General features: G+C 58.2%; 10 protein-coding genes. 7 read left to right on the top strand and 3 right to left on the bottom strand.

What is annotated here, in order from left to right; genetic code table 11:
• Positions 1-2: 2 nt before the first annotated feature.
• Together GPM19_RS02875 and GPM19_RS02870 are read right to left on the bottom strand one after the other, a co-directional pair.
• Positions 3-863: an ion transporter gene (locus tag GPM19_RS02875; protein ID WP_160417381.1), complete on the bottom strand. Its 861-nt coding sequence runs from the start codon at positions 861-863 to the stop codon at positions 3-5.
• Between the two features lie 48 nt (positions 864-911).
• On the bottom strand, positions 912-1,805 hold the full coding sequence (locus GPM19_RS02870; protein ID WP_160417380.1) for a CYTH domain-containing protein: 894 nt from the start codon (positions 1,803-1,805) through the stop codon (positions 912-914).
• A gap of 134 nt (positions 1,806-1,939) precedes the next feature.
• Between GPM19_RS02870 and GPM19_RS02865 the strand changes: the two genes are divergently transcribed.
• From GPM19_RS02865 to GPM19_RS02845, 5 genes are all read left to right on the top strand, one after another.
• On the top strand, positions 1,940-2,620 hold the full coding sequence (locus tag GPM19_RS02865) for a TIGR00153 family protein (RefSeq protein ID WP_160417379.1): 681 nt from the start codon (positions 1,940-1,942) through the stop codon (positions 2,618-2,620).
• 9 nt (positions 2,621-2,629) lie between these two features.
• Positions 2,630-3,895 (top strand): inorganic phosphate transporter, encoded by a 1,266-nt coding sequence (locus GPM19_RS02860; protein WP_160417378.1) that lies wholly within the window; start codon positions 2,630-2,632, stop codon positions 3,893-3,895.
• Between the two features lie 129 nt (positions 3,896-4,024).
• Positions 4,025-5,338 carry an amino-acid N-acetyltransferase gene (gene argA / locus GPM19_RS02855; RefSeq protein ID WP_160417377.1) on the top strand — a complete coding sequence of 438 codons (1,314 nt, stop codon included), beginning with the start codon at positions 4,025-4,027 and terminating at the stop codon, positions 5,336-5,338.
• Between the two features lie 184 nt (positions 5,339-5,522).
• Positions 5,523-6,341, top strand: a complete 819-nt coding sequence (locus GPM19_RS02850; protein ID WP_160417376.1) for a Crp/Fnr family transcriptional regulator — start codon at positions 5,523-5,525, stop codon at positions 6,339-6,341.
• Positions 6,342-6,512: 171 nt separating this feature from the next.
• A complete protein-coding gene (locus tag GPM19_RS02845; RefSeq protein ID WP_160417375.1) occupies positions 6,513-7,490 on the top strand; it encodes a C45 family autoproteolytic acyltransferase/hydrolase in 978 nt (325 codons plus the stop codon).
• 25 nt (positions 7,491-7,515) lie between these two features.
• Here GPM19_RS02845 and xseA read toward each other — a convergent pair whose 3' ends face one another.
• Complete coding sequence (xseA, locus tag GPM19_RS02840; protein WP_160417374.1) at positions 7,516-8,859, bottom strand: exodeoxyribonuclease VII large subunit; 1,344 nt, start codon at positions 8,857-8,859, stop codon at positions 7,516-7,518.
• 164 nt (positions 8,860-9,023) lie between these two features.
• Here xseA and guaB point away from each other — a divergent pair, with 164 nt between their 5' ends.
• Positions 9,024-10,493 (top strand): IMP dehydrogenase, encoded by a 1,470-nt coding sequence (gene guaB, locus GPM19_RS02835; RefSeq protein ID WP_160417373.1) that lies wholly within the window; start codon positions 9,024-9,026, stop codon positions 10,491-10,493.
• A 9-nt stretch (positions 10,494-10,502) separates the two neighbouring features.
• Entirely contained in the window at positions 10,503-12,080 is a 1,578-nt protein-coding gene (gene guaA / locus GPM19_RS02830) for a glutamine-hydrolyzing GMP synthase (protein WP_160417372.1), read from the top strand.
• Positions 12,081-12,093: the final 13 nt, after the last annotated feature.

Here is a 12,093-nt window from a genome sequence, read left to right as displayed (position 1 = left end):
TCTTATTGGCGTTTGCGAGGATCTTCGGTGGTTTCATCCAGCCAGGTGCCGCAGCGCAAGCAATAACGGGCTTTCTTTTCGTGGCGGTCGTAACCGCAGCCGGGGCAGGCCTCATGGGAATAGCGTTCCTCGCGGATCGAGCGAATGACTTGTGCGGAAAACACCCCGGTGGGCACGGCGATGATCGAATAGCCGATGAGCATCAGCACCACCGTGATTGCCTGGCCTAACGAGGTGGCGGGGACGATATCCCCATAGCCTACCGTGGTCAGGCTGACGATTGCCCAGTAGATGGACTTGGGAATGCTGGTGAAGCCCGCTTCAGGCGATTCGATCAGAAACATCAGCGAGGCGAACAATGTCACCAGCATGAAAATGCTGCAGAAGAACAACAGTATCTGCCTTAGGCTGCGCCTCAGCGCATCCAGCAACAACTGTGCTTCACCGACAAAGGTAAACAGGCCGAGAACGCGAAATATCCGTAGTATTCGCAGCATTCGGACCAGCAAGAGAACCTGAGCGCCGGGGAACAGCAGCGCCAACCAAGTGGGAAGCACCGCGATGATATCCACGATGCCGTAAAAGCTTTTCAGGTATAGCCAGGGCCGCTCCAGACAGTAAATTCGCAGGGCGATTTCTACCGTGAACAGCACCGTCAGCATCCAATCGAGATAGTAAAAAAAACTACCGAAGCGCAAATGAAGGGCAGTGACGCTATCGAGGATGACCACCATGACGCTTATCATGATAGCGACGATCAGGGCGATATCGAAACCCTTGGCAAGGGGTGTGTCAGACTCGAAAATGATCTGAAATAGACGTTTGCGAATTCCCACATTAGCCGGTTTTAATCCAGACCCCATGCTGTCTTCCTAAATTGTAAATATCGTTGACTGCTTCGGCTAACTTTTTCAGGTAGGCGTGGTTTCTAACGCCATGTGACGCCAGAGCTTCAGTGCCACCTGGCCGAATGCCGCAGCAAACTCACCACTGTCGTCGAGTTGCGAGATTAATCGTTCGGCCAATAGCCGTTCTTTACAGTGTAGTGCCTGATGGTGCGCCAATTCCCGCAAGGCGTCATGGGCTGCCCGGAGAAAATAGCCATCCGTGCTGTCGTGATAAGCATCCAGTGCCACAATGGCACGCTGCAACCATTGATCGGGAGTTACTGCTTCCGGCAATGCCCAATGCTGCTGCAAGAGGGCGTTGCCCCGCGCTGCCTTGCTCATGTCGGCGGGGCGTAACCTGACTGTTTCAGCGAGGGAAAGCGCGACCGTCCAAAGTGCCTGGGGGTTGCCTGCGACAAGCTCGAGTTCAGCCTCGCGGATGCTGGCACGGTGGGAGCCGGCACGAATTTCACCTTGATCGAGTGCCACTTCCATAGAGCTTCCCGACGCATCGAGCTGCCAGGTGGTACGGGTGAAATTCGTCTGTAGGCGGGGGGCAAGCCGTTCAAGTGCCGCGCTTTTCCAGTCGTGCATCACAGGAAGCGCACTCAGGCTGTCAAGATCAAGCTGTCCGCCGGGCACTTCCCATTCCCATTCCCCGCGTTCGGACATGCCGCCGCCGCCCTGGCCTGCGGTTTTCAGGGTTTGCAGGGTGCGGCCATCTACCTGTCGCAGGCGCAATGCCATGCGGGCGCCTTCCAGGTCACCTTCCGGGGTGTCGAAGTAGGTGTTGGTCAGCTGTTGCTTACGGCAAGGCAGTGAAGCCAGCAGGGTATGCGTGGCGAGTGCCTCGGGGCCGTCTTCGGCCAAGGCCAGTTTCAATTCGACTTCCCGAGTGTTTCGGCTATCTTTTGCCATGCTGCTACCTCGGTTGCATGATGTTTTGATGAATTTTTGATGACATTATGAACTTTTCATGACGGCACGGTATGCAGTCTTTATACTGGCGCCGCCATTTCCAGGCTCCCCCCGAAAACAGGCTTAAAGGCATTATGGTAACCACCAACCCTTTTTCCGCGATGTTCGGCCGCTCGCCATTTCAGCCGCTGCTGGCCCACATCGTCAAGGCCAATGAATGTGCCGATCAACTTCTGCCGTTTTTTGAAGCATCCTTGCAGGAGGATTGGGACACCGCCAATGAACTGCGTGAGAACGTCACGCGCCTCGAACACGAGGCCGACGAGCTCAAGACCGACCTGCGCTTGAATCTGCCCAGTACCATGTTCTTGCCGGTATCGCGCTCGGATCTGCTCGACCTGATCAGCGTACAGGACAAGATAGCCAACAAGGTGCGCGATATTACCGGCATCATGCTGGGACGCAAGATGCGGGTGCCCGATGCATTGGCCGACCCGATGCGCGATTACATGCGTACCTCGGTGGCTTGCGTGGCCCAGGCGCGTCAAGCGCTGGAAGAACTCAAGGACCTGCTTGAATCCGGCTTCGGCCGCAATGTCTCGGATGTCATGCAGAACATGATTCGTGAGCTGCATACCCTGGAACATCAAGCGGATGGACAGCAAGTGGCGATTCGCCGTTTGCTGTTCGAACTGGAAAGCGAATTGCCTCCAGTGGATGTGGTTTTTCTGTACAAGATCATCGATTGGGTAGGTGAGCTATCCGACCGCGCCGAGCGCGTAGGTAGTCGGTTACAGATTCTGACAGCGCGCTAAGGGGCCCTTATGCTGATCATTACTCAGTACAGTGAAGTATTCATCATCCTAGCCTGTCTATTCGGCTTCTTCATGGCGTGGGGTGTGGGGGCCAACGATGTCGCCAATGCCATGGGCACCTCGGTGGGGTCGAAAGCGATCACCATCAAGCAGGCGATCATCATTGCCGTGGTGTTCGAGTTTCTAGGGGCCTGGTTGGCCGGGGGGGCAGTTACCGATACCGTGCGCAAGGGTATCGTTGATCCTGCCTTGCTCAAGGACGACCCCCAGTTGTTGGTCTACGGCATGCTGGCAGCGCTTTTGGCAGCGGCTACCTGGCTGCTGATCGCTTCCATGAAAGGCTGGCCGGTTTCCACCACGCATTCGATCGTGGGGGCTATTGTAGGCTTTGCGCTGGTGGGTCTTGGAGCCCATACCATCGACTGGGGCGGAGTCAGCATGATTGCCGCCAGCTGGGTGGTGTCACCGCTATTGGCTGGTTCCCTGGGCTTTCTATTGTTCAAGTCCGTGCATCATTTGATCTTTGAAAACCATGACCCCTTTGCGGCGGCCAAGCGCTACGTACCTGTCTATGTATTCCTGGTAGGATTCATCATTTCCATGGTGACCATGACCAAGGGGCTCAAGCACGTCGGGCTCGACTTCAGTTTCGGTCAGAGTTTCCTGCTCTCCCTTGGGGTGGGGCTGTTGATCATGGGCCTGGGTATCGTCATGGAACGCCGGGTGACGTATGTGAAAGACGCCGAAGACCATTTCGGCTATGCCAATGTCGAGCGTGTATTCGGCGTTCTGATGATCTTTACCGCCTGTGCCATGGCGTTTGCCCATGGCTCCAACGACGTGGCCAATGCCGTAGGCCCGCTGGCAGCGGTCATCAGCGTGGTACAGAGTGACGGTGTCATCGAAAGTGCTGCCTTGGTGCCTTGGTGGGTGCTGGTGCTGGGTGGTGGCGGTATCGTGGTCGGGCTGGTTACTTACGGCCACAAGGTCATTGCAACTGTGGGTACCGGGATTACCGAGCTGACCCCCAGCCGGGGTTTTGCTGCAACACTTGCTGCTGCTACTACCGTGGTACTGGCATCGGGTACCGGCCTGCCGATTTCCACCACGCATACGCTGGTCGGCGCAATCTTAGGTGTCGGCTTGGCACGGGGTATGGCAGCGCTTAATTTGCGTGTGATCGGCACCATCGTCATGTCATGGTTGATTACCCTGCCGGCCGGTGCTGGTTTGGCGATTGTCTTCTTCTTTATTTTCAAGGCCATTTTCGGCTGAAGTTGACTTATCACGGCTAGAAAGACGTAACGAAAAAGCGGCGGTATCACGACAGTGGTGCCGCCGTTTTTGTGGGTCTGGTAAAGTAGGGGCGGATATTGTCTTTCACCTGCTGCCGGAGAGCGGCCCTTGGATACGCGTTTCCCTTTCGTTGACTGGTTCCGTAACGCATCGCCCTATATCAATGCGCACCGTGGACGAACCTTCGTGATCCTTGTCGAAGGTGAAGCCATGGCATCCGGTCGCGGCGAACAACTGATTCAGGACCTCGCCCTGTTGCATACCCTGGGCGTACGCCTGGTGGTGGTGTTCGGTATTCGTCCCCAGGTTCAACAGGCGCTAATGACAGCGGGCATCGTTCCCACACGTCATGACGGCCGCTGGGTAGCCGATTCAACGGTCATGGCTCAGGTCGAGCAAGTCGCGGCGCATCAACGCCTGTGGTTGGAAGCGCGGCTATCGCTGGGTTTGCCGAGTACACCGCTGCATGGCGTGGAATTGACCGTGGTCTCGGGCAATCTGGTCATGGCCAAGCCGCTGGGGGTCCGGGATGGCGTGGATTTCGACCACAGCGGTGAAGTGCGCCGGGTGCGGGGTGGTGCCATTCAGGGGCTACTGGACAAGGGCTCGCTGGTGTTGCTCTCGCCGCTGGGATTTTCCAGCACCGGCGAAGTGTTTGATTTGGATGCCTCGGAAGTCGCCCAGCAGACAGCGGTGGCGCTAAATGCCGATAAATTGATTTTGCTGGGGGAATCCGAAGGCTTGCGCGATGAAGCGGGGGCTTTGTTACGCCAGCTGACCCCGGCGGAGGCCGAACCTCGCCTTGAGCATGCCCAAACCGACAGTGAATTGAGGCGTCACTTGCAGGCTGCCTGTAATGCGTCACGCCAGGGCGTGGCCCGCACGCACCTGCTTTCCTGGCACAACCACGACGCCCTGCTGGGAGAGCTGTTCACCCGCGATGGCGTGGGCACCATGATCACTCAGCATCGCTATGAGCAGTTGCGCCCTGCCACCCTGAACGATATCGCAGGGCTGCTTGATCTCCTCGAGCCGCTGGAGCGCCGTGGCATGCTGGTGGCGCGTTCCCGCGAACGCCTGGAGCATGAAATCGACGATTATGTGGTGATCGAGCGTGACGGCATGGTGATCGGCTGCGCGGCACTGCACGAGTTTCCGCAAAGTGATATTGCCGAGCTTGCCTGCGTGGCGGTTCACAGCAGTTATCGAGGTGGTGAGCGTGGTGAAAGGCTGGTGGAAGCTTTGGAGCGCCGTGCCCGTAAACACAACATAAGCAGCTTGTTCGTGCTGACCACTCACACGGCTCACTGGTTCGTCGAGCATGGCTTTCGCCCGGCCACCCTCGAAGAGCTCCCGCCACTCAAACGCGACACTTATAACCAGGCGCGAAAATCCAAGGTATTGCTCAAAGAGCTAGTGTAAGAATCAAGCGCCATAAGTCCGTTCTGCAGACTGAGAAACTTTCAAATTTTACAGCCATGGTGTGGAGAGATTTCTCTCTCTACACTACGTTGTAGTTGGGTTTTGTTAAATAAAATTGCATATATAACTTTTGTTAAAACTGGAGAGCGAGTTTTTATAAATTTTAGCTGTGAGGACTCAAGGAATGAGGAAATCAAGTGAAAATAATGATCGAATGTCGATTATGACGGATGGGTGGCAAACGTTCCGGGATGGTTTTTTTTATCATTGTCTGGGACAGTATGCCGAGCTGCCAATTGATTACAGATATCTGTTTTTAAAGGAAGAAAGTGAGCGGCTTGCTGTTGAAAAGCATCAAATATTGAAGGCGGGTGGGGGTGCGGAATCAGATGTTTATGTTCTGGAAAGCGGGTGGGCTTGCTCGTTTGTTCCTTCGGGAAATGGCGATCGTGAAATAATCGATATATTTTTACCTGGAGATATTATTGGTTTGCGCGAGAGTTTTCTGACAGGGGAAAATGCTGAAGTGGTAATGCTTACCAGTGGCAGTTTGGTGGGTATGAAATATTCCGCATTACATGGCTTAGCTAAAGAGAATGAAAATATCGGTAGTGCAATACTGCGTTTAATTATTATTCATGACAATATTTTGATAGAGCGCTTAAGGAGTTGTACTCAATACCAAGCGGAAAAGCGAGTGGCGCATTTCCTGCTTGAGCTGCACGCCAGGCTGTCTTTTTCAAAAATAATAACAGAAAATTATTTTAATATACCGATTACGCAGGCCATCACCGGTAATTTGCTAGGCATTACCAGTGTCCATGTCAGTCGATGTATGTCTGCCCTAGAAAATAGAAAGCTCATAAGAAAGCAGCGTAATGGCGTCGAATTATTGAAAGCCAAAGTGATGTCTCATGAAACAGGATTTAATAAGGATTCTCTTTATAAGAATGTTATGTTTAAGGGGGGGGTAAAGCTTTTGGGTAATGACCTCTCATTGTAATTTGGCCTGGCGCTGGAAGGAGGTAATGTGCCCGATACCTCGTGCCACAGCGGAAATACGGGAACTGAACTGGTAACCCGCGAGGGAGATGGGTAAGTTCGTCAAGAAATACAGCGAACCTGGGTGCCTAGCCTCTTGAGCCATAAAAATCCACCGACATATGACCGGCTTATGCCAATTCAGCGCCTGAGTGGCGACCCTTTTGAGTTGGGCAAGACGCTGGGCCGTTTGGGGCGCGATGCGGTTCAGCATGAGCTCACCGCGACCACGTTATGGGCACAGATTCAAGCGGCGAGGCATCACCCGGCTGTCGCCCGGATGGCGGCTACCACGCAACGCCATTTTCCGTCGGTCTGGGCGGAACTCGAAGGCTTGGCCGCCGGGCTGCAGTTACCTCTGGAGCAGGTGCTTGCCTGGAACTGTCGCGGGGAATTGCTGGCCGACACGGCGGATGGCTGTACCTCTGTGCAATTGCCCGGCGAGTCCCCGCTGATCGCGCATAACGAAGACGGCTTGCCGTGCCTGCGTGGCCACTGCTTCATGGTGGACGTGGAGCCCGCGCAGGGCCAGGGCTTTACCGCTTTCTGCTACCCCGGTTCACTGCCCGGGCATACCTTTGCCTTTACCCGCCAAGGCCTCGTTCAGACGGTCAATAATTTGCGGTTGGCGGCGTTTTCGCCCAACGTGCCGCGCATGGTGCTGGGCCGCGCCGTATTGAACCAGTCAAGTCTTGCGGATGCCGTGGCGTTACTGCGGCGCTTCCCGGACAGCGCTGGTTTTCATTTCACCTTGGCGGCACCGGCAACCGGCGAGATACTCAGCGTGGAATTCGGCGGCGGCGAGGTCTCGGTACGTTCGGTCACTGAGCCGCGGGTTCACGCCAATCATGCGCTGCATCATCGAACCGGGCAGGCCGCACAGCAAATTACCCAGTCATCCTTCGACCGCCAGCAGCGCGGCGAAGCCCTGCTTGCCGCTGGCCTACGCGACCCCCTGGCGCTGCTGCACGATACCGGTGGTGAAGGCTTGCCGATTCTGCGCCTCGCCCCGGATGACCCGGACGAGGAAAACACCCTGGCGACGGTGGTGTTCGAGCTTGACCCGAAAGGCCTGAGATGGCGGCTTTACGAACCGCCGGAGCGGACATAGCCGCTGCGTTTGGCAGCGTTTTCTCTCAGCGCTTGTAGCGCCGTTTCACTTCCACCGTCAAACTGCCTTCGCCCAGGCGTAGCTTGAGTGCCTGGCCGGGCTGAGTGTCCTGGGCGCGATGAATGACCTCACCCTGGTGGTTATGCACGATGGCATAGCCGCGCCCCAGTACCGCCAAGGGGCTTACCGCATTGAGCTCGCGGCCCACGCCTTCCAGGCGTTGGCGCTCCTGCGACAGGCGGCGAGCCATGGCCTGATCCAGGCGTGCTCGGGCGTTTTCCAGGCGTTGTTGTGCCTGGGCATGACGGCGCCTGAGATCCTGGCCCCCTAGCCGACGCATAAGCTGATCCAGCCGGGCTCGTTGCTGGGCCAGGGTCTGCTGCTGGGCGCGCAACAACCGGGTTTGCAGCCCTTGAAGGTGCTGGCGCTGGCGGTTCAACGCCTCCCCCGGATGGCGCAGCCGGGCACGCAGGCTGTCGAGCAGTTGGCTCTCGCGCTCCAGACGCCGGGCGATGCCTTGCGTCAGGCGTTGTTGCTGTTCTTTGAGCCTGCGCTTGAGGGCTTGCTGGTCCGGCACCAGGCGTTCGGCGGCGGCGGAAGGGGTCGGAGCACGCACATCGGCGGCGAAATCCGCCAGGGTGGTGTCGATCTCATGGCCCACCGCAGACATCACCGGCAGGCGCGAATGAAAGATCGCCCGGGCCAGATGCTCGTTGTTGAACGCCCACAAATCCTCCAGGCTGCCGCCGCCGCGGGTGATCAGGATGGCATCGCGCGCCGGGTCTAGTCGGCGCTGGCGGTTGAGCAGCGCCAGGGCGCGAATCATCGCAGGGGCGGCTTCGGCGCCCTGCACCGGCAAGGGAATCAGCGTGACGTCCACCAGCGGCCAGCGCGCCGCGAGTACCGCCAGCACATCGCGAATCGCCGCCCCGCTGGCGGAACTCAATATCAGCAGCTTGCGCGGCGGAAAGGGCAGGGCGCGGGCATTGGCGAACACCCCTTCGCCGTCGAGCTGCTGCTTCAAACGCTCATAGGCCGCCAGCAATTCCCCCAAGCCCGCCGCCTGCACCGCCTCTACCAGCAACTGATAGTCGCCGCGTGGCTCGAACAATGATACCCGCCCGCGCAGTTTTACCTGGTCGCCGTCGCGCATGGGCGCGCCCACGAAGCGCGCCCGCTGGCGAAACAGCGCACAACGAATCTGGGCGCGGTCGTCCTTCAGGGTGAAGTAGATGTGCCCGGACGCGGGGCGCGAGACATTGGAAAGCTCGCCTTCCACCCACAATTCACCGAAATCGCGTTCCAGGGTCTGGCGGGTGCGACGATTCAACTCACTGACGGAAAGGGCTTCAATAGCGGGAGACGACATAAAAGGTTTCATGATTAAAAAATGAGAGAAAAACCGCCACGCAGCTTATCACGCCCAAGACTTGCCATGCCTTACATTGCTGGGATGGGGCTCTAGCCGTTACAATGGGGGATTAACCCTTCGTATCTCCTCTTCCCATCTGCTCAACCATGGGTGTTGCCGCTATGCTACGTATGGCCCAAGAAGCGCTTACGTTCGATGATGTATTACTCGTTCCCGGCTTCTCCGATATCCTGCCCAAGGATGTCAGCCTCAAGACCCGCCTGACACGTCACCTTTCGCTGAATATCCCGCTGGTTTCCGCCGCCATGGATACGGTGACTGAAGCGCGCCTGGCGATTGCCATGGCCCAGGAAGGCGGCATCGGCATCATCCACAAGAACATGAGCATCGCCCAGCAGGCCGCGGAAGTTCGCAAGGTCAAAAAGCACGAAAGCGTCATCGTCAAAGACCCCGTGACCGTCAGCCCCAAGGCTAAGCTTGAAGACCTGCTGGCCATGGCCCGTGAATACGGCTTCTCCGGTTTCCCGGTGGTCGAAGGGGAAACGTTGGTGGGCATCGTTACCGAACGCGACATGCGTTTCCAGCCCAACCACGGCGATAGCGTCGAGGCGATCATGACGCCCCGCGAGCGCCTGATCACCGTGGCCGAAGGTACCCAGCTCGAAGAAAGCAAGGCCAAGATGCGCGAGCATCGCATCGAAAAGATGCTGATTGTGGATGATGACTTTCATCTGCGTGGCCTGGTGACCTTCCAGGATATCGAAAAAGCCCGCACCTACCCCAACGCCGCCAAGGACAGCGACGGCCGCTTGCTGGTCGGCGCCGCCGTCGGCACCGGCCCGGAAACCGCTGAGCGTATTGCGGCACTGGCGGAAGCCGGCGTGGATGCGATCATCATCGACACCGCTCACGGCCATTCCCAGGGCGTGATTGACCGGGTGCGCTGGGCCAAGAAGCACTTCCCGCAGATCCAGGTGATCGGCGGCAACATCGCCACCGCCGCCGCCGCCAGAGCCTTGGCCGAAGCCGGTGCCGACGGTGTGAAAGTGGGCATCGGCCCCGGCTCGATCTGCACCACGCGTATCGTGGCGGGTGTCGGCGTGCCGCAAATCACCGCGGTTTCCAACGTTGCCGAAGCGCTCAAGCCATATGATATTCCGCTGATTGCCGATGGCGGTGTGCGTTTCTCCGGTGATCTGTCCAAGGCGATTGCCGCCGGTGCCAGCTGCGTGATGGTCGGCGGGTTGCTTGCAGGGACCGAAGAAGCGCCTGGCGAAGTCGAGCTTTACCAAGGCCGTACCTACAAGGCCTACCGCGGCATGGGTTCCATGGGCGCCATGTCCCAGAGCCAGGGCAGTGCCGACCGCTACTTCCAGGACAAAAGCGACGGCGCGGAAAAGCTGGTGCCGGAAGGCATCGAAGGCCGCGTGCCTTATAAAGGCTTGATGAGCGCCATCGTTCACCAGATGATGGGCGGCTTGCGGGCCTCCATGGGCTACACCGGCTGCCGCGATATTGAAGAAATGCGCACCAAGCCGGAATTCGTCCAGATCACCGGCGCAGGCTTCAACGAGTCCCACGTGCACGATGTCCAGATCACCAAAGAAGCCCCGAACTACCGGGTAGGCTAAGAGACCGAAATGACTGATATTCATGCCCACAAGATTCTGATTCTGGATTTCGGCTCTCAGTACACCCAGCTGATCGCCCGCCGGGTACGCGAGATCGGCGTCTACTCCGAAGTACGCGCCTTCGATATCACCGAAGACGAGATTCGCGACTACAACCCCAACGGCATCATCCTTGCCGGGGGGCCGGAGTCGGTCACGGAACTGGACTCCCCCCGCGCGCCGCAGTGCGTGTTCGAAATGGGCCTGCCGGTGTTCGGCATTTGCTACGGCATGCAGACCATGGCCGAGCAGCTGGGCGGCGCCGTTGAAGGCTCCAAGGTGCAGGAGTTCGGCTACGCCCAGATTCGCATCGACGCCGAGACCGCGCTGTTCAAGGACATCAAGGACCACCTCGACCACGAAACCGGCAAGGGCCTGTTGGATGTGTGGATGAGCCACGGCGACAAGGTCGCCAGGGTGCCCAGTGAATTCACCGTGACCGCGTCCACCCCCAGCTGCCCGATTGCCGCCATGGCCTGGGAAGAAAAGCAGTTCTATGGGGTGCAGTTCCATCCGGAAGTCACCCACACCCTGCAGGGCCAGCGGATTCTCGAGCATTTCGTACTGGGCATTTGCGGTGCCGAACGCCTCTGGACCCCGGCGCAGATCATCGAAGACCAGATCGGCCGCGTTCGCGAGCAGGTCGGCGACCGCCACGTCTTGCTGGGCCTTTCCGGCGGGGTGGATTCCTCGGTGGTCGCGGCGCTGTTGCACAAGGCCATCGGCGACCAGCTGACTTGCGTGTTCGTGGATAACGGTCTGCTGCGCAAGAACGAAGGCGACCAGGTGATGGAAACCTTCGCCAAGCACATGGGCGTGAAGGTGATTCGCGTTGATGCCGAAGACCAGTTTCTGTCGCGCCTGAAAGGCGAAGACGACCCGGAAGCCAAGCGCAAGATCATCGGCAACACCTTCATCGACATCTTCGATGAAGAGTCGAGCAAGATCGAAGGCGTGGCCTTTTTGGCCCAGGGCACCATCTACCCGGACGTGATCGAGTCCGCCGCCGCCAAGACCGGCAAGGCGCACGTGATCAAGTCGCACCACAACGTGGGCGGCCTGCCGGAAACCATGAAGCTCAAGCTGGTCGAACCGCTGCGCGAGCTGTTCAAGGACGAAGTGCGCAAACTGGGCGTGGAACTTGGCCTGCCTTACGACATGGTCTACCGCCACCCCTTCCCGGGGCCGGGCCTGGGCGTGCGGATTCTCGGCGAAGTGAAGAAAGACTACGCCGACATCCTGCGTGAAGCCGACGCCATCTTCATCGAAGAACTGCACAACTCGGGTTGGTATCACAAGACCAGCCAAGCGTTTGCGGTGTTCCTGCCGGTGAAATCGGTAGGCGTGGTCGGCGATGCCCGCCGCTACGAATGGGTGATCGCCCTGCGCGCCGTGGAAACCATCGACTTCATGACCGCCCGCTGGGCGCACCTGCCCTATGAGCTGCTGGAGAAAGTCTCCAACCGCATCATCAACGAGATCAACGGTGTCTCGCGGGTGACGTATGACGTAAGCAGCAAGCCGCCCGCGACGATTGAGTGGGAGTAGCGATTAACGATTA

The sequence above is a fragment of the Vreelandella zhuhanensis genome, from assembly GCF_009793355.1.
GTDB lineage: Bacteria > Pseudomonadota > Gammaproteobacteria > Pseudomonadales > Halomonadaceae > Vreelandella > Vreelandella zhuhanensis.
The sequence above is the reverse complement of the archived record's forward strand: the minus strand, read 5'-3'. Positions and strand labels throughout refer to the sequence as shown.